This window comes from Pseudomonas sp. EL_65y_Pfl1_R83, assembly GCF_963970695.1.
Classification (GTDB): Bacteria; Pseudomonadota; Gammaproteobacteria; order Pseudomonadales; family Pseudomonadaceae; genus Aquipseudomonas; species Aquipseudomonas tritici.
Map to the genome: position 1 here is coordinate 18647 of NZ_CAXAQI010000023.1, position 20831 is coordinate 39477.

General features: G+C 46.9%; 18 protein-coding genes. All 18 read right to left on the reverse strand.

Annotated elements, in window-relative coordinates:
• Positions 1-1125, reverse strand: coding sequence for a GDP-mannose 4,6-dehydratase (gene gmd / locus AACY08_RS25175; protein ID WP_320400434.1), 1125 nt, complete (start codon positions 1123-1125; stop codon positions 1-3).
• Positions 1126-1519: 394 nt separating this feature from the next.
• On the reverse strand, positions 1520-1825 hold the full coding sequence (locus AACY08_RS30675; protein WP_445262044.1) for a GDP-mannose 4,6-dehydratase: 306 nt from the start codon (positions 1823-1825) through the stop codon (positions 1520-1522).
• A gap of 102 nt (positions 1826-1927) precedes the next feature.
• On the reverse strand, positions 1928-3460 hold the full coding sequence (gene tnpC / locus AACY08_RS25180; protein WP_339471863.1) for an IS66 family transposase: 1533 nt from the start codon (positions 3458-3460) through the stop codon (positions 1928-1930).
• Between the two features lie 18 nt (positions 3461-3478).
• Positions 3479-3838, reverse strand: a complete 360-nt coding sequence (gene tnpB, locus AACY08_RS25185) for an IS66 family insertion sequence element accessory protein TnpB (protein ID WP_339471864.1) — start codon at positions 3836-3838, stop codon at positions 3479-3481.
• Between the two features lie 596 nt (positions 3839-4434).
• Positions 4435-6429: a polysaccharide biosynthesis protein gene (locus tag AACY08_RS25190; RefSeq protein WP_445262045.1), complete on the reverse strand. Its 1995-nt coding sequence runs from the start codon at positions 6427-6429 to the stop codon at positions 4435-4437.
• 107 nt (positions 6430-6536) lie between these two features.
• Positions 6537-7547 carry an MraY family glycosyltransferase gene (locus AACY08_RS25195; RefSeq protein WP_339471866.1) on the reverse strand — a complete coding sequence of 337 codons (1011 nt, stop codon included), beginning with the start codon at positions 7545-7547 and terminating at the stop codon, positions 6537-6539.
• Positions 7548-7587: 40 nt separating this feature from the next.
• A complete protein-coding gene (locus tag AACY08_RS25200) occupies positions 7588-8544 on the reverse strand; it encodes an NAD-dependent epimerase/dehydratase family protein (RefSeq protein ID WP_339471868.1) in 957 nt (318 codons plus the stop codon).
• Between the two features lies 1 nt (position 8545).
• On the reverse strand, positions 8546-9646 hold the full coding sequence (locus AACY08_RS25205) for a glycosyltransferase family 4 protein (protein ID WP_339471870.1): 1101 nt from the start codon (positions 9644-9646) through the stop codon (positions 8546-8548).
• Positions 9643-10677 carry a UDP-glucose 4-epimerase GalE gene (gene galE / locus AACY08_RS25210; RefSeq protein WP_339471937.1) on the reverse strand — a complete coding sequence of 345 codons (1035 nt, stop codon included), beginning with the start codon at positions 10675-10677 and terminating at the stop codon, positions 9643-9645. The genes AACY08_RS25205 and galE overlap by 4 nt, the downstream gene beginning before the upstream one ends.
• A gap of 19 nt (positions 10678-10696) precedes the next feature.
• Positions 10697-11503: a glycosyltransferase gene (locus tag AACY08_RS25215; protein WP_339471872.1), complete on the reverse strand. Its 807-nt coding sequence runs from the start codon at positions 11501-11503 to the stop codon at positions 10697-10699.
• Entirely contained in the window at positions 11469-12878 is a 1410-nt protein-coding gene (locus tag AACY08_RS25220; RefSeq protein ID WP_339471874.1) for a mannose-1-phosphate guanylyltransferase/mannose-6-phosphate isomerase, read from the reverse strand. The genes AACY08_RS25215 and AACY08_RS25220 overlap by 35 nt, the downstream gene beginning before the upstream one ends.
• Before the next feature lie 474 nt (positions 12879-13352).
• A complete protein-coding gene (locus AACY08_RS25225) occupies positions 13353-14216 on the reverse strand; it encodes an alpha-1,2-fucosyltransferase (protein ID WP_339471876.1) in 864 nt (287 codons plus the stop codon).
• On the reverse strand, positions 14213-15550 hold the full coding sequence (gene wzy, locus AACY08_RS25230; protein ID WP_339471878.1) for an O-antigen polysaccharide polymerase Wzy: 1338 nt from the start codon (positions 15548-15550) through the stop codon (positions 14213-14215). Before wzy ends, AACY08_RS25225 begins: the two co-directional genes overlap by 4 nt.
• A complete protein-coding gene (locus AACY08_RS25235; RefSeq protein WP_339471880.1) occupies positions 15547-16725 on the reverse strand; it encodes a hypothetical protein in 1179 nt (392 codons plus the stop codon). Before AACY08_RS25235 ends, wzy begins: the two co-directional genes overlap by 4 nt.
• Positions 16726-16784: 59 nt before the next feature.
• Positions 16785-18065, reverse strand: coding sequence for an O-antigen translocase (locus tag AACY08_RS25240; RefSeq protein WP_339471882.1), 1281 nt, complete (start codon positions 18063-18065; stop codon positions 16785-16787).
• Positions 18065-19192 (reverse strand): DegT/DnrJ/EryC1/StrS family aminotransferase, encoded by a 1128-nt coding sequence (locus AACY08_RS25245; RefSeq protein ID WP_339471884.1) that lies wholly within the window; start codon positions 19190-19192, stop codon positions 18065-18067. Before AACY08_RS25245 ends, AACY08_RS25240 begins: the two co-directional genes overlap by 1 nt.
• Positions 19189-19653, reverse strand: a complete 465-nt coding sequence (locus tag AACY08_RS25250) for an acyltransferase (protein WP_339471886.1) — start codon at positions 19651-19653, stop codon at positions 19189-19191. Before AACY08_RS25250 ends, AACY08_RS25245 begins: the two co-directional genes overlap by 4 nt.
• Positions 19646-20050: a sugar 3,4-ketoisomerase gene (locus AACY08_RS25255; protein ID WP_339471888.1), complete on the reverse strand. Its 405-nt coding sequence runs from the start codon at positions 20048-20050 to the stop codon at positions 19646-19648. Before AACY08_RS25255 ends, AACY08_RS25250 begins: the two co-directional genes overlap by 8 nt.
• Positions 20051-20831 lie beyond the last annotated feature (781 nt).

Genomic DNA, 20831 nt, shown 5'->3' on the forward strand with positions numbered 1-20831 from the left:
CTAGTTCTCCAGCGACACTGGCAGGTCGTAACCATGATTCTTCAGCAGCGCATGACGCTGGGCGACTTTAAGATCTTCACGAACCATTTCGGCACACATTTCCTGTGCGGTAATTTCCGGGACCCAGCCTAGCTTGGTTTTCGCTTTGGTCGGATCGCCAAGTAGAGTTTCAACCTCTGCGGGACGAAAGTAGCGAGGGTCAACGCGAACCAATGTGTCTCCCACCTTGAGTGCTGGAGCCTTGTCGCCATCTATGGACTCAATAATGCCTCGCTCATCCACGCCGGTTCCTTCAAAGCGCAGGGTGATGCCGAGTTCTGCGGCAGACCAGCGAATGAAGTCACGAACAGAATATTGTACGCCCGTCGCTATCACAAAATCTTCAGGAGTATCTTGCTGCAGCATCATCCACTGCATGCGAACGTAATCTTTGGCATGCCCCCAATCGCGCAGCGCATCCATGTTACCCATGTATAAACACTGTTCAAGACCCTGTGCAATATTTGCAAGGCCGCGAGTGATTTTGCGGGTCACGAATGTCTCACCGCGTCGTGGAGATTCGTGGTTAAACAAAATCCCGTTGCAAGCATGCATGCCATAGGCTTCACGGTAATTGACTACGATCCAGTAGGCGTAAAGTTTTGCCACCGCATACGGCGAGCGCGGATAGAAAGGTGTTGTTTCTTTTTGAGGGGTTTCTTGTACCAGTCCGTAAAGTTCTGAGGTCGAGGCTTGGTAGAACCGGGTTTTTTTTTCCAGCCCGAGCAGTCGAATCGCTTCAAGGATACGTAATGTTCCCATCGCATCGACATCGGCGGTGTATTCCGGCGACTCGAAGCTTACGGCGACGTGGGACTGCGCGCCTAGGTTGTAGACCTCATCAGGCTGTACTTCCTGAATGATGCGGGTCAGGTTAGACGAATCGGACAAGTCACCGTAGTGAAGGATAAAGCGTTGGTTATCGACATGAGGATCCTGGTAAATGTGATCAACGCGCTGGGTGTTGAACGACGACGCGCGTCGTTTAATACCATGGACTTCATAGCCTTTTTCCAACAACAACTCAGCCAGATAGGAGCCGTCCTGGCCGGTGATCCCGGTAATAAGCGCTTTCTTCAGGGTCATGTCTACGTCCTAGCATTCTTTGAATGTGTAATTAAATTGCATTTAGCATACTGCCAATGACACTGATCATGGTCGACTGAGCCTTCTGTCCCAATACCAATTAGGCCGTGGTCGGATCCATACGACTGGTCAGCAGATCTGCGGTCGAAAAATTCCTGCGATTGGTAGAAATGCTCCTTCCAGTCGAGGCCCAGCTGTGTGAATGCTTCAGCACCGAATGTTTCCGGTGTGTGGGCCTGGCCTGCATCTTTCCTGAAATTACTCGTCTAATTGCACTGCAACATGCGCCAAATAGCATCGACATGCTCTGACGCCGCTCCTCGGTCACATGCAATATCCAGGCGTCAGGCGTCAATCGCTCCCCCCAAACCTGCCGCAATACGCTTGGCCGTAGTTACGATGCTTTGCGTAAACCGGGGTGGGGTAATTCAGATTCGTGATTGAACAGGATACCTATACTCGCGAAAAGATTATAAGCCTCACGATAATGATCGACCAGCCAGAAAGCTGAGGATTTAGCCATTGCGTAAAGGTTGGACATGGTACGTCGTGTTTCCGGAGACGGGTTCGCCGTCCGTTTAGCCGAAACTCGCTTAAGCCCGCATAGTGAAAGCGGATTGGCTGCTCCGGCACAGGCTGACCTCAAGCATCTTCCACACATCAAGCTGGAGCAAATGGAACGCTGGTACTGAACAACCATTCCTGCGGGAATCTGGTACCACGCTTCCCAGCCTAATAAATGGTATTTCGATTGAACGTAAGCGATCCACCAAGCACACCTACAATCAGGTACGGTTTCCGTTTACCGTGGCATTTCCGGTGAGCAGTTCCACGGTAACAACGCTTCGTAGTCTTCTGCCGTGGATGCATGCGGCAACCGCTCAAGTACGTGGCGCAGCCACGTATAGGGCTCCTGGCCGTTGACCTTGGCGGTCTCGACCAAGCTATAGATCTGCGCACTGGCGGTGGCGCCTTTGGGCGTATCGCTGAACAGCCATGCCTTGCGCCCTATGACAAACGGCTTTATTGCGCGCTCGGCTTTATTGTTGTCTATCGGTAAAAACCCAGCCTCCACGTAACGCTCCAGCCGGCTCCAGTTGCTGGCCAGATAATTAACGGCCTTGCCCAGCGCACTTTGCGGCGTCACTTGGGACTGGGTTTTCTCCAGCCAGCTTTTCAGTTGGGCAAGCACCGGGAAGCTCTGTTCCTGGCGACCGACAAAACGCTGATCACCCGTGACCTCTTTGAGTTCACGTTCGATACCATACAGCTTGTTAATCATGGCCAGCGCGATATCGGTACGGCCCGTCTTGCCTTTGGGTTGCACTTTTTGCGCATCGACGAACTTGCGCCGCGCATGCGCCCAGCAGCCCAGACGCTCGACACCCGGTTGCGCACCCACGGCGTTATAGCCAGCGTAATCGTCGGTCATCAGGTAGCCACGATAATCGGCGAGCAGACGCAGTGGCACCTCCTGCGCGCGGCTGGTGGTGTAGTTAAAAAGAATAACTGGGCGCTCAGGCGGGCCGCTGGCCTGCACCCACATCCAGGACTGGCTGGTCGGGTCTCGATCCGGTTCCTTCAGCACTTGTACCCGCGTTTCATCGCAGTGGATCACCGGACTTTCTAGCAACCGGTCGCGCATCAGATTCAGCAGCGGCTGAAAGTGTTCGCAGCACTGGATCAACCAGCGCGCCAGGGTTTGGCGTGGGATGTCGACGCCGTGTCGGCCAAGGACTTTTTCGAACCGATACAGTGGCAGACCGTCGACGTATTTGGTGGTCAGCAGCATCGCCAGGACGCTGGGGCTGGCCATGCTTTTTTCGATCAATTGGGCCGGTTTGTCGGCGGTGATTGGCGCGGCTTCACAACCACGGCAGCCGTAGACCTTGCGGACGTGTTTGATCACCCGGATCTGCATCGGCACGATTTCAAGCTGTTCGCTGGTTTCTTCACCGATGGTGTGTTTGCGGCAGCCGCACGCGCAGGTCAGTTCATGTTCGGGCAGTTCGTGAATGACTTCGATGCGTGGTAGATCGGCTGACAGTGGTTTGCGTTTGCCTCGGCGTTGGGTCGGGGCAACGACTTCTTCGTCAGACTCATCGGAGACCGGAACCGCGAGACTTTCGGGTTCATTAAAGAGCGCGAGCTGTGGCGTCTGCGGATCGACGGTTTGCTCTGATTTACGCCCGAAAAAACGTTCACGCCATAGCCGGATCTGTTCTTTCAGATCAACAATCTGGTCTTTGTCCACCTGACGCTCACTGAGCATCTGCACAAGCATTTGCTTGAGCAGAACCGGATCATCAGGGAGGTCGTCGGGCATGGAAATCATGGCCCGGATTATACCCAATCAAGCGACGAATCGCGGCGTCAAAACCTGATGCGGACGGTTGCGCCAGAGATCAAAACCGTCGAGCAGCCAGTTCAGTTCCTGAACCGTCAGGACAATGGCTTCATCCGTATCGTCAGGGGACGTTTTGAATCGTTCGGATTCGAGGCGCTTGAGCCAAAGGCAGAAGCCGTTGCGCTCCCAATAAAGTATTTTCACCCGATTACGGGGGCGATTCAGAAAAACAAAAAGCACGGGGTCGAACACCGCCACTTTGATATCCAATTCGACCAAGGCGGCGAGGCCGTCGATGGAATTTCGGAAGTCGACAGGCTTGGGGTAGAGGTAGACTTTTTCAAATTTGGCGTCGGGGCGCATCATAACTGCGGGCTCCTGATGGGAATCGGGAGCACAGCATCAGGCCTCAACGGGCAGTTTTGAATGTGTACATGGTGGATCGCTTACGACACAAGAGGGCTCGGTGGCAATAAGCGCGCGCAGGGTTGTCAGCATTGCCGAACAGTATGATTTGAACTGCGCATTAGCCGCCCAGTTGTAGGCCCTCGCAATCACTCCTAATCAAAAGTAATGTAGGCCGGCAGCGAGTCAAAGTGCGCTGGTAACGCATAGACATTTCAAAGTTGAAATGTGTAATTACTGGACGCTTACTATCGAATTACCATTCAGTAGAGTCGGAAAGAAAATTATTGAAACTCGCCTTTTTCAAGAAATAAGCGGTCGCGTTCTTGCAACTAAAAAAACTCAATATTTTTTAGATACTGCATGAGCGTTTTTATCGTTTGAAAAAGGGCGAATCTAGTTCTGCCGCCCACCGCTCTCATCGATTCAAAATAAAGCATGATTTAATTATAAATCGTCAAAACAGGCATATGGACAATGCAAATGCCTAAGAGCGAGAATGGACTTTTTCGCCCACAGACAATGTCGCACCGCCTGTTAAGTATCATCAATAGAAGCTACGGTTCAAAACGACGCTGCTGATAAATCCAATCAACAATTTCCCCATCGGGCGCATAGCCGCTAACTGTTTCACGTAGTATCTGACGAACACGGGAATAGTCATCTTTTTCAACCGCCAACAGCAATTCAGCGAGTTTAATCTTAAGCAATTCCCAATTTAGGTAGTCTTCGTTGGCCCTCATAATCATCGGGTGCTGCGTTGCGACGACGTTTTCACCAATGAGCAACTCTTCGTAAAGTTTTTCGCCAGGTCGTAAACCAGAGAATTCAATTGAAATATCTCCATGAGGTTTTTTCTCTGAGCGAACGCTCAAACCAGAAAGGTGAATCATCTTCTCGGCCAACTCGATAATTTTTACCGGCTCTCCCATATCCAAAACAAAAACGTCCCCTCCTTGCCCCAAGGAACCTGCTTGGATCACTAATTGAGCAGCTTCAGGGATCGTCATGAAGTAACGAGTGATTTTAGGATGGGTGACAGTAAGGGGGCCTCCCGACTTAATTTGCTTATAAAACAACGGAATAACCGAACCAGAAGAGCCAAGAACGTTTCCAAAACGAACCATTGTGAAGCGTGTTTTATTGACCCGCGAAATATTAGATTTATCCCCAAACAATACAGGAGCCAATTCGTGGCTGAGCGCTTGCAGTGTCAACTCAGCTAAGCGTTTTGTACTGCCCATAACGTTAGTTGGACGAACCGCTTTATCAGTGGAGATTAGTACAAAGTTCGCCACTCCAACCTGCAACGCTGCTTGAGCAGTATTGAGTGTTCCAATAACATTATTTAGTACACCCTCTGCGATATTGTGCTCAACCATCGGCACATGCTTATAGGCAGCAGCATGATAGACCGTGTCAACGCTCCAACTTTTCATAACGTCGACTAATTTTTTCTCATTACGCACAGAGCCTAAGATTGGAAGCAGCTTGACAGGTAAAGACTCTCGGACAATACGTAACTCGAGCTCGGATAAAATGCTATATAAGTTAAACTCACTGTGTTCGAACAACAACAATGTTGTGGGGTGTAAATTCAGTATCTGTCGACAGAGTTCAGAGCCGATTGAGCCGCCTGCGCCTGTGACCAATACACACTGTCCCTTAATGCAACGTTCCAACAGCTCTCCCTGGGCCGGCACCGCGTCACGCCCAAGCAAATCCGCGATATCAACTTCCTGAATGTCATCTACTTTCACGCGCCCACTGGCGAGATCCATAAACCCAGGAACACTGCGAACATGTAGAGGGAAACCTTCGAGAAAGCCCAATATTTCCCGTCGACGGGCGCGATTTGAGGAAGGAATTGCAAGTAAAATTTCTTGGGCACCTGTCGCATCAATCATGCGACTAATATGTTTGGGCTTATATACCTGCAGCCCGGAAATCACTCGGTCAGAAATACTGGCATCATCGTCAATGAAAGCAACTGGGCGCATGACTCGCCCCATACGCAATGCTGCAACCAACTGATTACCAGCAGCGCCCGCACCGTAGATAGCAACTCTGGGCAAACCATCTTCGCGGTTAGTAAAAGGCATATGCTGGGCCGCAGCAAACCAATCACCAAGAAAATACTGACGCATTGCCAACCGCAGCCCGCCGACCAAGATCAAACTGAGCCACCAGTAGTTAAAAACGATTGATCGAGGAATCACATGCTGATGGTTGCTGTACCAATAGACAACTACGCCGAGAATCAACGACGACAAACTGACAGCCTTGATAATCGCAATAAGTGCGTCGTTACCAAAATAGCGCATAACGGCGCGGTACATACCAAAGCGTATAAAAAGCGGAATGGCTACGATAGGTGCGGTTAAAAATAACCAAAAGTGCGTTGTAAAGGGATCGACCAATTCATCCAAGCCCAACCGCACCAGAAACGCCATCCATAGCGCGATCCACACCAGCAAAATATCAGCAGCGACTTGCAATACGCGCTTTTGCCTACGCGGTAGGTTCAGCAAAAATGCCCTGATTTTATCCATCATCTCCAGCACCTTACTAAGCTCCCGCCTCTAACATAAAAGGCCATGATTCCCTTTGAGCCGATATCTCGACTGTCATCCAAAAAAGATAAATCCGGTCAAGGCATTTAACAATCTGTACCAGCACGATACTTATAAGCTAAAACCATCAACGGTAGATAAGCGATAATAACACCCAGTAGGCCGTTTAGCGCAAAAACAGATATACAGATAGCAATTGGCAATAGCCAAAATAGATTAATAGCGGCAACTGCCATGGTCACCGAAAAATGACTACCAGCTTTGCGTGCAGCATGCTGATAAGCATGACTTCGATGAGCTTCATACACACGATGTCCCCGCAACATGCGAGAAAATAGAGTCATCGTTGCATCGACTACAAATACGCCCAACAGAACCAACCAGACCCACAAAAAGACCGGACTTTTCCAAGCAGCATAAAGGGAGAGAACTCCCATCGTTACTCCCAAAAACCCGCTACCTGCATCGCCCATAAATATACGCGCCGGTGGAAAATTCCAGACAAGGAACCCGCTGACCGCCATTGCTAAGAGTAAAGGTGGCCCGATTAAACCTGTAAAACCAGTCAACCAGTAGATCATACAAATACCTAAACAAGTGCAGATAGCTTCTGCGCTTGCGAGTCCATCTATACCATCCATAAAATTATATAAATTCAACAACCACACAAGATAGAAGGCAGACAAAATCCCGCCGAACCATTGCAGATCAACCACCCCTCCCCAGTACTCAAGGGGGGGTAGCCCACCCAGCCAGTACAATGCCCACGAGGCGCATACGAAATGTCCAATTAGCCTCCAGCGAGCGGCAATATGGCCATGATCATCAAGAAAGCCTAGGGCTGCGACCCCAATACCAGTTCCGAGTAGGGACCAGATCATTTGCCAGTCCGTCCCCCCGGTTACGCCGAAGAGAGGTACGAACAGCAAAAAAATCAGCACTATCGCAACTCCACCGCCTGTAGGCGTGGGAACCGAGTGAGAACTACGCGAGTTGGGAACATCGATGAGGCTTCGACTAATTGCGTACCGGCGGATACCGACAGTCAACAATGCGGACAAAAAGACAACGAGAGGAGATAAAAGCCACAAACTCATAAAAAGGCACGTCCTTGGAGCTACAGAAAGTTAATTTGCATCATGACCTTAACGCCAAGAACTCGCGACCACATTTTTGCAGTGCAAGCTCGGGAGGCAGCGGCGGAACCCATTCAAGCAGAGAGGTGGCTTTGCTTGAGTCAATCGTCAAAGACTCGCATAACTGTGTATACATAACCTGCCTGCCAATCAGACTCGCCCCCCATCGCATCAACGCCGGCGGACAAGAAAACAAACGGGGCTGCAATCCCATCCCGACAGCTAGGTGCGCAATGATCTCGGGCGTAGACAGCGCTATGCCATCAGAAATCAAAAATAACTGATTCGCAGCGGATGACTGAGTGATGCATTGGCGCAAAAAATGCACTAGATTTTCTAGGGAGATCATGCTTCTTGAGTTCTTCACCGAAGCAAGAGGCAAAGGCAGACTGGATGATACCAATTTAAGCAGTCGCCCGAAGTTCCCAGGAGCTTGAGCTCCATAGACGAGTGGGGGCCGCACAATTACCCACTCCATCGCAGAGCCCTCCGCAATCTGACGTAATTCCTGCTCAGCCTCAAGTTTGGAAACGGCATAGGCTGCATGCGGTGCTGGGGTAGAAACTTCGCTAAATGGTTTATCGATGGTTCGAGCACCATTGACACCTATCGAGCTAATCAGGATGAAACGCTTCACTCCGGCCTCACATGCTTGTCGGGCAAGCGCGGTGGTTCCCCCAACATTCACAGATCTAAACCTTGCCAGAGAGTCAGAGTGGGCCTCGCCCATGACATGCGCCCGGCCGGCCAAGTGAACAACTACGTCCACACCTGCAAGCGCAGGTCTCCAATTAGTCTCATCGTTGATGTCCCCGATGACTACAACGCCCACGCTAGACTCGCCGCAAAGCTGAGAGGTACGCAGCGCTGCCACTACATCAATACTTTCAAGACCTGCGCACGCACCAATCAAACTGCGGCCGACAAATCCAGTGGCTCCGGTTACTAGAACACGCATATCACACCTTGGTCACGTCCGAATAAACGCTTATCGTTCGCTGAAGCATCAACTCAAAGGTAAAATCACTAAGAAATCTAGATTTACCCATGACCCCCATCTTGGAACGCAAATCCCGCGAGCCGATTAAAGTACTCAGTGCGGACACCAGGCCATCATGATCATGCTTGTCCACCAATATTCCTGTCTCCTGCTGTGCCACTGCCTCTGGAACGCCACCTACACGTGAAGCGATCACCGGCAAGCCAGTACGCATTGCCTCCAGCACGGTCAATGGCAGCCCCTCCCAATTTGAAATAAGGCAGAAAACGTCAGATTTAGACAAGCGCTCAGAAACATCAGAACAAGCCCCCGCGAAAAAAAACTTATCTTCCAAACCTAGTTCGGAGACAAGATTTTTCACTTCCGGCATAGTGGGGCCGTCGCCTACGAAATCCATAGCCCAATCACTGCGAGGCAATGACGCCAAGGCACGAACCAAAAACACATGATCTTTTGGGGCTTCAAATCTAGCGACCATTATGAGACGAGTTACCTTAGATGATCCCGTAACAGAATCCTCTTCAGTTACCGAAGGCATCCCATTATGAATCGTCACAATTAAATCTGCCGCGCCCACGCCTGACCTCAGCGCCAAAGAACGATCATAGTCAGATACAGTAATAATTTTGTCTGTAAAATTTGCCACCAGACGTTCTATACAACGATACAAAATGCGCCGCGACGTGGCAACGCCTTCGGTAAATGCCCAACCATGCGCTGTAAATACACACGGTATGGACAACGTTTTTGCAACCAAACGTCCCACTATTCCGGCCTTGGAAGAATGCGCATGAATAAGGTTCGGTTTCCACTCCAACACAATACGCCGAAATTCTAAATAAAAGCGAAAATCATTGATAACGCTTAAGGGGCGTACTAGATGTATCGCGGAAATGCATCTAAGCCCCCGTTCTCTGGCCTTTTCAATAAAAATACCGTGGCCACCTACAACGATGGCCACTTCATGCCCTGCTTCTTGAACGCCATTGGCGAGATCAAGAAGATGAACGCTCGCCCCCCCAATAACATCGGAACGGGTGATAACGTATAAAACTCTCACTTTTCTTCCTCCTCATCATAACCATGAGGATTAAGAGTTTGCCAACGCCAAGAATCTACAACCATTGCATTCAAATCCAACGATGCGACCCAGTCCAGGTCTCTCTTTGCTTTAGACGGATCTGACCAGCACTCAGCCAAATCCCCGGACCGACGCGCAAGATACTGAAAAGGTATATCTACTTGGCTGATTGTGGAGAAAGCGTTGATTACCTCTAATACTGAATAGCCTTTTCCGGTACCTAAATTCCATAAGAAGCACCCGCTATGCTTTTGAAGATAGCTTAACGCTGCCAAATGTCCCTTGGCCAGGTCCACTACGTGGATATAATCTCTAATACCTGTACCATCCGGAGTGGGGTAATCATTCCCAAAAACAGAAACGGAAGAGCGTATACCAACAGCAACTTGGCTGATATAAGGGAATAAATTGTTAGGCGCGCCCTTGGGATGCTCCCCTATCAATCCGCTTACGTGAGCACCGACGGGATTGAAGTAACGTAGAACCGCAATGGCCCATCGAGGGTCAGAATGAGCCAAGTCAAGCAACATCTGCTCGACCATCAATTTGGAGCGCCCATAAGGGTTAGTGGGTGAAGCGCCACGCGAGTCCTCCCGAAGTGGCATTTCACAATACTGCCCATACACCGTAGCCGAAGAGCTAAATACCAAATTAAAAACACTCATCCTAGCCATGACTTGGCAGAGCACTATCGAACCAAGCACGTTATTACTATAATATTTTAAAGGATTTTCAACGCTTTCCCCTACGGCTTTGACGCCTGCGAAATGAATCACAAAATCAATCGAGTAGGTGCTGAATAGCTTAGTGAGCAACTCGGCATCGCAGACACTCCCCTCAAAGAATACGGGGCAAATACCAGTAATATTTTTGATTCTAACCAGCACTTCACTTGAACTATTACTGAGGTCATCGAGCACCACCACCTGGTACCCCACCTGAATACATTCAACAATTGTGTGAGAACCAATGTAACCAGCCCCTCCAGTAATTAAAACCGTTTTCAATATAACCCCCTAAAACCCAAAACTATTTTTTTGATTTTAAAAAAACTTTAAATATCGATAAAAATACACCTAGGAGCTTCTTAACACCAGGCTCAATCAGAAACTCCCTCAAAAAATATGAAGAAACTTCGGCGTAAGCCTGACGGCTACCCTTCGATTGAAAATCGGAAATTCTGTAGTCAATCATTGGAAATGATGTAAATACGCATTTCACATCGGCACGCTTGGCTAACCGTATCCAAAGATCATAATCTTCACTTTGAAAACCGCCCAAGTACCCTCTCGCAGACAGAATAAGATCCTTCTTGATTGTGATAGCCGGATGAACAAAAGGGTTTGAGTAAGTGATTTTTGAGCGCCAATCTTGCTCTCCCATCACACGAGAACCAACGACGTTACCGGCAGCATCAATAATTCGGCAAGATCCAGCAACAATATCCGTACCTGGATTCTGTTGAATAATTTTGTACGTCTCTGCAAGTCGATCAACATGACAAACATCATCACTATCAAATCTGACTATGTACTTACCGATGGCACTATTGACGCCAAAATTCAAATTAAACGATAGCTGACCTATTTCTGTTCGAAACAGTAAAATTCTCGGATCTTTCAACGTGGCAACAAATTCATATAACTCATCCGAGCACCGATTCAAGACGATTACAAATTCAAACCGGCTAAAATTTTGCGCCAAAACACTTTCAATTGCCTGATTAATATAACCATCATCACGATTGCAACACATTACAACACTGAAAAACGGCCGCTGCTGATCGTCTAACTCCTGCATCTCAACACCGCCCGTAGTGATCCGAAAATCGGACAATATCATCCTCCCCGAGATAAGAGCCCGATTGCACCTCAATAAGCTCAAGCGGTATGACACCGGGATTTTCGAGTGCGTGGACACCACCTATTGGTATGTAGGTAGATTGGTTTTCAGTCACGAGATAGGTCCGTTCTCCATTTGTGACTTTTGCAGTACCACTGACGACGATCCAATGCTCAGCACGATGGTGATGCATTTGCACAGAGAGTTTGTGCCCTGGTTTAACCGTAATCCTTTTTACTTGGTAGCGCAAACCACTATCAATAGCATCATAGACTCCCCAGGGCCTATAAACCTCACGATGAGATACGTGCTCTTTCCTGCCGTCGGCCTTCAGCTTTTCAACTATTTTTTTTACATCCTGAACATGATCTTTATGAGCAACAAGTACCGCGTCTTTGGTTTCTACAATAACAAGATCATGGATGCCAACAGTGGACACCAGGCGGCTTTCCGAATAAACATAACTGTTTGACGTGTCTACCGAAATCACATCACCCATAAGCAAATTGCCGTCCTGGGAACGAGTGCCGGCCTCCCACAACGCTGCCCATGATCCAATGTCGCTCCAGTTTGCATCGAGTGGAACCATCACAGCTTGCTGAGTCTTCTCCATAACCGCGTAGTCAATGGAGTTATCAGGGCACTGTAAGAATGCTTCTCGATCGACCCGAGTGAAATGCATATCACGCTCCCCCTTTGCCAAGGCCTCACGACACCAAAATAGAATATCGGGCTCATAGGCCTGCAGCTCCTCCAAATAACGGCTCGCCCTGAACATGAACATGCCGCTGTTCCAGTAATAACCGCCGTCAGCGAGGTAAACCTGCGCAGTTTCGGCGTCTGGTTTCTCAACAAAACGAGTAACTTCAAATCCTCCGTGTCCTACTGAGGGGCCCTGCCGCAGATAGCCATAGCCAGTTTCAGGCCTGGTAGGTGTGATACCGAAAGAGACCAGCTTACCCGCTCCGGCCAATAGCATTGCATTCCGTATCCCATCATGGAAGGCTTCAGTATCTTGAATGAGGTGATCAGCAGCCAAAACCAGAAGCAGGGGATCAGCGCCGTCGGCGGTGGCCTGAAGCGCCGCTAGAGCAATCGCCGGAGCCGTATTTCGGCCCAATGGTTCAAGCAAAATATTAATATCTTCAAGGCCAAGCATGCGTAATTGTTCCGCAGCCAAAAACCGATGCTCCTCATTACAAATTAACTGTGGCGATGCGTGGTCCAGGCCAGCCAACCGATTGATTGTGGCTTGCAGCATGGAAAACTTTGTGTCTACCAGTGGAAGAAACTGCTTTGGGTGAAGCTGCCGAGACAAAGGCCACAAGCGAGTGCCCGAACCACCCGCCATGATAATTGGAACAAACATTGATACGTCCTCTGATTACCTTCGAAGAGGCTTAAGACGCCGCATACGAGGTCGAACAGCGTGATGAGCTTGAAATATTTGGGGCGCGTGCCCAATGTCAATCATCTGCGAAAATTTTATGAAACGTGCAAATTGGATACGTACATTACTTAACTGCTCATTATCCAAGTATGGTGGCAGTTTTCAAGCATGAGTCTAGGTAATTCGTTTTGGCAATCAGGCAGCGGTGCTAACCCACAGCAAGCTTAACGCCAATCATCGAAAATCATCAGCTATGGCCTCGAATGCAGACCAGAGCAACAGCCGTGAACTCGACTGTCAACATATGAATTCACGATGGCAGAGACGCGATAATCATAGGGCAACATCGCACTAAATGCTGGGAAAGACTCATTCGGACAAGCGGATTTTCAACCCTGATTACAGACAAATCCCCCATCTCCTTTAGATTTTCAGCGCCTAATTCGTCAGTTATTACTCGCTCAAAATATAGTTCCAGCCAAGTAGCCGATTACTAGATTCCGATTGAAATAGATGATTTGTACAAGGCATATATACCACGGGATTGTCGCTTAAACTTAAAAATGCAGTCCACCAAGCGAACGTGCTCGCACCTATTATATAATCTTTGCAACAAATCAAACTTAAAAAATCAGCAATTGCGGGCTTTACCTCAGTGCCGAGCAATCCACAAATTTCAAAATCTTGGCCTTTAAAAACTTCCTCGCACCATTGTTTATCATCTGTAAACACTACAAACCGGCGTCCTTTAAAATGTCTAATTGCTTTAAAATAATAATCTTCACCCATGACCTTGTGACGAGGATCCGTTGACAGTAAAAAGTCACCCCGACGCACATGAACACCTACACTGGTAGAATAAAGATCCCTTGCCTTGTCCAGCAAGATAGAATGCTTCTGACGAATTAGCGACAAAAGTTCTTCTCGAAAATATAGAGCGCTTTGAACATATTGGAAGTAGCCAAAGTGAAAACCTGCATTCATCGCACTGCATGACGCTTCAAATTTTGTGTCCGCATCGTAATCATAAAGAAGGTAACTACCGATTTTTCGCAGATGGGCTTTTCTGACGATCAACCGAGAGACTTTAGCAAAAAATCCGGTTTCAAAAAAAATACAGCTTTCCGAGGACTGAGCATGATCAAAGTCAATCAAATCTGATAAACGTATGCCACCATGCATACCCTTACCGAGTAACATTTTGCTATTATACGAAACCGTGCGACCTGAAACAGACTCAACATATCTAGCCCACGCCAACTGAAAGAGTTGATTGCCCAAGCCACCCTGAAGCATAACGTTTATATGTATGCTCACCTAAAAACTCCGCGAGATCTTTTAACGTGCGCCATGACGATTGCCACGACCATTAGTACGATTGCAACTTGTAAAAATTTCAAGAGAAACTCATACATACTTGAACGAGAAAAATATACAAGATTTGGCAAAACTGAAAGAATTACAAACAGAACCGCTCCACTATTTTTAACTCCAGCCTTGCCCTCTTTATATAGCGCAACGACTCCATCCAGCGAGCGGACCAAGCACCCAAGAAGAAGACACCAAAATATATAAAACAACCATCCTTTATAGTAAGCCTCAGCGAAGAAACTTGTAGAAAACCCGCCACTAACAAAATTTATACTACGAGCCTGATCAACACATACACCAAACGACTGACTGGTAAAACTTAAACATTCACCCACCGCGCTATCAAAATTCACGGCCCCGTACAGAACCTCAAAAGACGCGCCCTGCCCATGTAGGGTTTGAGAGATTCTATCTATAACACCGCTTGCAAGTTCAAACCCCAATCTATATTCGAGTAAAACATTAGCAAGAACTAGAGACCCTACACCCAATGCAATTAGAAACAAATAATTTATTCGACGTTCCAACCCATAAACAAAAACGAACAAAAACAGATATGTAAAAAAGTAACCCCGAAGGCCGATCATTAAAAATCCGAGCGCAATAAACATCCACAAAAATGAAATAATCAAAAACCGATTATGGTGCTTCCCAAAAATCCCCCACAATAACAACAGGTTCTTCGCAATAAAAAATGTAAAAATATGGGCGTGAAACTCGGGATTTTCCAATGCTGCAAAATAATCACCGACCATATATTGCTGGGCCAACATATAAGATTTAGCTAAAAAGAAAAACCCACTACATAGCGCTAGAATTATGATAAAGCCATTCATCAGATGAGGTAAAGATGGAGTTGTTACCTTTACCAAGCGCCTGACCAGCTTCAAACTAAGTCGCTCACCCAAGATATACCCAGAGACTATAAATACAATCCCTAGCGCGAGAATAAGCACCGACTCATGAATTGAGCGCCTACTCAAAACGACCCCCGCCTCAACAACGTCCTTATCAAAAAACAATGTCAAAAATGGGCGAACCCACATGAAAAAAAATATCGAAATTGAAACAAGTGAAGCGATGTTCAATGGGCTTTTATAATTTCCTTGAAAACAAAAAAAACCTAACAGCGCAGTAATAGACACTAAAAATGCATTATATAAATAATCCTCTACGTGACTACCCTCTTCGCTTAAAGCCAGAATCAGGAAGACAGTCAAGATAAAGTTAAAAAGCAAAAAGAACCCGAACGCCAACTCGCTTCGCTTGACTAATATCATAAAGAGCGCCTCAGCAAAGCTTTGGCGACTGTTTTAAACTTATTCACCATAAAAAGCTCAAAGGACTTAATGTACAAAATACGGGAAGGCACACTTCGTTCGGCCGCGCTATATAACTTTTTAAAAACTAGTTCAGCATCAAAAAAATTAGAGTATTCGTAAGCAGCGGATGAAATATCACAAGCACCTTCGACAAATTGGTTAATTAGAACATCCATGGAACTTGATTGCTGTACTGGCTTTATACCTGCATAACTCAACTCACCTAACGAGTAGCCTTTAGATTGTGAAACCCATCTGTATGGAGGAGACTTAAGGTCATCTCTACGCGCCTTGGGAGGAACTACCACAGTGGGAATTTTATTCTTGGCCGCCTCCAAAGATGACGTTCCCATTGCAAACATTAGATCGATATTCTCACGAATAAAGCCGCTAAGCTCGTCTTTATCAACTGAAGGAATAAGACGGTACTCTATACTTGAGTCAGATAAGGTAAGTTCCTTCAGGGCATCAATAGCGTTACCATCACCGACAATATAAAAAACGATTTTGTTGTATCGTTTTAACGTTCCTTCTCGCAGAGAGCGAATATCAAGTATAACTCGCTCCAACGCATAAAACTTGAAATCCATATCAACGCGACCAACCCATCCCAATCGTAGAATGTTCTTCGGAGCGTCATATTCGAAATGTATAGCTGGGCTCTTATCTATGACGATCGGGCAAATTATATCTTGTATATTTTGACGAACTTCCAAGTCACCAATATCAGCAAATGCCCCAACCTCATCAGTAAATACTATGGATTCGCTCGCGAGGTGCACAGCCAACGAACGCTTAGCCCTGTCTTTCAAAGCGTTAATTATCGCGGCTTTAGGGCCTTTCGAACTAATGTATTGGGAATACTCTTCATCAGCAATCGATAGATATGCACCACGAAATGCCGCATACCCCATGCACCAAACACAGACATGTTTAAACTTTATAAATCTTGCTGAAAAAAGCCAAAGCCGACTCATCTCGGATGTTGGAAGAAACACAATATCGTATTCCTTAAATTTCGGCGTATCAACAGGTGTAAGAACGTCGACATCGAAATGGCCGAGCTTCAACCAACCGCTAAGGCGCGCAAGAAGGTAATCAGTACCTCCGAAACGCCCTTGAGTTAAAATCAATACTGTCCTCTTCACCACTAAATGCCACCCCGGCTTGTACTAAAAAGCTCTCGAACAGACTAATAGCCAAACTTATTGACCGTAGACAACTTGTCACCCATCAGCTTACGCCAAACGAAATAAGCCATGACCAGCCAGTACAAAAAATAATTAACAGCATGCGCAATTGCAACCCCCTGAAATCCAAATATTTTGGTGAAGCACCAGGTAAACGCTACAAAGCCAATAGCAAAAAACACCTCAGATACGATAAATAGCTTCACCATAGCCTTACCCAGCATAAGATAAGCCAATACCCACCCACCTATTTTCAAAGTGTCACCGAACATTTGCCAAGCAAACAATTCACGCATTGGCAAAAACTCTTTCGTGAACAACGTAAGAATTATAAAATCTTTTAACAGGTACATGATTAAAGCACTAAAAATAGCAACCGGCAATATTACACGATACCCTTGGATTATCTCAGCTTTAATCTCATCAGCACGCTTTAACTCAGACAATCTCGGAAGGTAATATACACTCAGCGTTGTTGTTACAAGCATCAAGTAAGCCGCACTTAAACGCCACATCGCCTCCCAATAACCGGCCGACTGCAAACCGAATTTGTTGCCGAGGTATTCACGTACAATCATATGACTTACAGGAACGCATGCAGCCGACGTTAACGCCATCAAAGCATACTTACCGAGATTTACAGTGACAGATGAATCAATGCCCGAGAAAAAATATGAAACCTTAAACCAAGGTGCCCTATAGCAAAGTATGAACGTCACTAAAAACGCGAACGACTGATAAACCGCTAGAGCAATTAAAGCACCATACAATCCAAAGTTTATAGCCATAAATGTGGTGATTAAAAATGAAAAAACGCTCCCCGCTATGTTAGCGAGCACATACCGAGCTATTTCTTTTTTCCCATTCAGAACGGCCAACAGAAGAGTATTAAATGAAAAAAACACCAACGAGGCGGCGAAGCATATAAATACCCCACCATATTCTTTGCTATTCAAAAACCATTTCGCCAGCGCTTCGTTGCAGACGACGATAATAAGAGCACCGAGCAAAGAACCAACCAGAGCCACTGTACCTGCAGTCCCCCACACCTTGCGTTGTGTTACTTCATCATCAATATATTCAGCAGTATATTTGGTTACTCCGGTATTAATAGCGCCACTTGCAAACGTCGTTATCATTTGCATAGCGTTCTGAAATTGCCCTAGTGCTGCATAGCCGTTAGGCCCAACATAGACCGCAAGCATCTTGTTGATCCCCAAGAGCGTCAACATTTTTATAGCGACAGCAATACTATTCAAAAGCCCTGTTTTTATCAGAGTCATTAGCTGCTGCCGACACTAAAGCTATTACAAGCCGAAACGACCTTTTTCGCTTCTTCCAGAGTTAACGTAGGACCTAGTGGGAGACTTAACACTTCATCATGAATAGCTTCAGTAATGGGCAAAGACAACATTGACATCTCGGCATAAGCTTTTTGTTTATGAATAGGAATAGGATAATGAATAAGCGTTTGAATCCCTAAATCTTTAAGGTGTTTTTGAAGCGCCTCACGATGTGCTGTTCGAATGACAAACAAATGCCAGACATGTTCTTCGAACTTTATTACATCAATGTCCGCAGGCAGGGGCAATACTATATGGGAGTTCTTAATACCGTTCAAATAAGTTTGCACGATCTCACGGCGCTGCATAACCTGCTCATCCAGATACTTCAGTTTTACAGACAGCACTGCAGCCTGCAGCTCATCTAGACGACTGTTTACACCTTGATATAGATTCTGATACTTCTCGTGCGAACCATAATTTCGAAGAGCACGCAGCACTTGAGCTAGCTCCTCATCATTAGTCGTGACGGCTCCTGCATCACCAAGCGCGCCTAAATTTTTTCCTGGATAGAAGCTAAAACCTGAAGCATCTCCCCAAGCACCAGCCTTTCTACCATTGTGACTTGCACCATGCGATTGCGCGGAATCTTCCAGCACTAATAATCCGTATTTTTTTGCCAACGATACCAAAGCGGGCATATCAGAAAGCAACCCATAAAGATGGACAGGCAGCAACACTTTCGTTCTCGAGGTAATTGCCTGCTCAATACCATTAACATTCAAATTGTAAGTCGTAGGATTGGGCTCAACTAAAACTGGAACGAGACCGTTTTCAGTGATAGCCAGTACACTTGCAATATAAGTGTTCGCTGGAACAATTACCTCGTCACCATCGTGTACAAGACCGAGCTCTTTCCAGGCTCGCAACGTCAAACTTAACGCATCTAGACCGTTAGCGACTCCTACACAGTATTTAGTACCACAATACTCCGCAAACTCGTGCTCAAAGCGCTCCAATTCAAATCCGCCAATATACCAGCCGGAGTCAATAACGCGAACGCACGCCTCTAGCAGCTCAGCCCGGACATCGTGATTGATTGCTTTCAGGTCTAAGAACTTAATCATACTTTTAAATACCGAATTATTTTAGCTGGATTTCCGACCACTACTGCACAATCAGGAACATCTTTAGTCACCACAGCCCCCGCACCGACCATAGCGAAGCGGCCAATGGTAACCCCCGGTAGGATAGTCGCGTTCGCACCGATACTGGCGCCAAACCTCAAGTTAATACTTTTAAACTCTTCTGGATATACTTTGGAACGAGGCATTGAGTCATTGGTAAACGTGGCATTAGGCCCTATAAAAACATTATCCTCTACCCGAGTTCCATCCCATAAATACACACCCGACTTTAAGGTAACATTATCTCCAATGACAACATCACCTTCCACTAGGGTATGCGCACAAATATTGCAGTCTTTACCAATCTTCGCGCCTTCAAGTATTACACTATACTGCCAAACACGCGTACCATCGCCTATATAACTGCTTTTTACATCTGCAAGCTCATGTATTTTAGGCATATTTTAAAAGACCTATAAACTTTGAGTAATCTCTAATATAATCTTGCTCATCATAAAAATCACTGGCTAAAACCAAAAGAATACAGTCTGCTGAAAAGTCATGCATTTCATGCCATATCATCTTATCTATAAATATAGCCTTACTTGAGCTATTTAAGATAACTTCTTCAATTTTAAAACCATCGTTCATCAACATACGGCATTGGCCCGAGACGCAGATAGCTGCCTGCTGCAACTCTCGATGAGCATGAAAACCGCGAGATACGCCAGGCTGCGTCCCAATTAGAAAATAAACGCGCTTAATGTCAAATGGGACATTTTTTTGTGCTTCTAAAACAACCAGTTGCCCGCGATCATCACCTAGTACCTGCAGGTCAACCAAATCCACCAAACTCATTTAGATCCCTCTCAAATCAATTCTCATATCAAGTAGCCAGCATGATGTCATCATACAGAGAAATATCTATTATTAGACCACGAAAGGCACTGCATACCAAAAACCGACGGTCTGACCTTTCCATCACGCGATCGCCCCCCCCCCCCCTTTCCGTCACCCTGTGCAGATACTCCTTCAGCAATGGCATTGCCTCAAACCCACAGCGGGCAAAGCCGCGCGATAGTGAACTGGTCAACAACTTCAGACAGAAATGCGTGCACTCAACGCACGCATACCCACAGCGAATTACCGTCGTCCGAGGCAACCGCATGGTGATGGGAAGGAGACGCTCAGTCTAAACGTCGCGATTTTGTCCTCGTTCGAAGGAGTGCTCAGGCAGCCGGACACTCTTGGTTCCATCAATACCCAACTGCTACCGTTTAACGTCCCGTGAGCTCCGGCCAGGCCCTCAGCATCTGGTGTTTGGGCCGTCTGAAGGAAGCACCTCGCTTTTGCTGGAAGAACCCCGTTCAAACAAACCTGTAATTCAGAGCTCACGCATTATAGCGATGATATGCAGAAAGTCTTAAAGCACCTTGCTGAATGCTTCGTGCTACCGGAATTATAGCCATTTGAATTGTACGATCGAGGCGGTGCTTGCGTCTAATCGGTTGCACGGGTCTGCCCGATACGCAATGCAGTAGACACAGCGCAGAATAACTCTACGGAACCATCGCCCGGTAATTTGCGCGGTTTGATCGAAGTACGTAACGATGCGTAGGCTCTCTCCATCACACTGCCA

Excerpts from the sequence above, each read along its gene's own strand:
- AACY08_RS25195 (WP_339471866.1), bottom strand. The coding sequence starts at position 7,547 with ATGAGTTTGTGGCTTTTATCTCCTCTCGTTGTCTTTTTGTCCGCATTG.
- AACY08_RS25255 (WP_339471888.1), bottom strand. The coding sequence starts at position 20,050 with ATGAGTTTGGTGGATTTGGTTGACCTGCAGGTACTAGGTGATGATCGC.
- AACY08_RS25220 (WP_339471874.1), bottom strand. The coding sequence starts at position 12,878 with ATGTTTGTTCCAATTATCATGGCGGGTGGTTCGGGCACTCGCTTGTGG.
- AACY08_RS25240 (WP_339471882.1), bottom strand. The coding sequence starts at position 18,065 with ATGACTCTGATAAAAACAGGGCTTTTGAATAGTATTGCTGTCGCTATA.
- tnpB (WP_339471864.1), bottom strand. The coding sequence starts at position 3,838 with ATGATGCGCCCCGACGCCAAATTTGAAAAAGTCTACCTCTACCCCAAG.
- tnpC (WP_339471863.1), bottom strand. The coding sequence starts at position 3,460 with ATGATTTCCATGCCCGACGACCTCCCTGATGATCCGGTTCTGCTCAAG.
- AACY08_RS25190 (WP_445262045.1), bottom strand. The coding sequence starts at position 6,429 with ATGGATAAAATCAGGGCATTTTTGCTGAACCTACCGCGTAGGCAAAAG.
- gmd (WP_320400434.1), bottom strand. The coding sequence starts at position 1,125 with ATGACCCTGAAGAAAGCGCTTATTACCGGGATCACCGGCCAGGACGGC.
- AACY08_RS25250 (WP_339471886.1), bottom strand. The coding sequence starts at position 19,653 with ATGCCTAAAATACATGAGCTTGCAGATGTAAAAAGCAGTTATATAGGC.
- AACY08_RS30675 (WP_445262044.1), bottom strand. The coding sequence starts at position 1,825 with ATGGTTGTTCAGTACCAGCGTTCCATTTGCTCCAGCTTGATGTGTGGA.
- AACY08_RS25200 (WP_339471868.1), bottom strand. The coding sequence starts at position 8,544 with ATGCGTGTTCTAGTAACCGGAGCCACTGGATTTGTCGGCCGCAGTTTG.
- wzy (WP_339471878.1), bottom strand. The coding sequence starts at position 15,550 with ATGATATTAGTCAAGCGAAGCGAGTTGGCGTTCGGGTTCTTTTTGCTT.
- AACY08_RS25245 (WP_339471884.1), bottom strand. The coding sequence starts at position 19,192 with ATGATTAAGTTCTTAGACCTGAAAGCAATCAATCACGATGTCCGGGCT.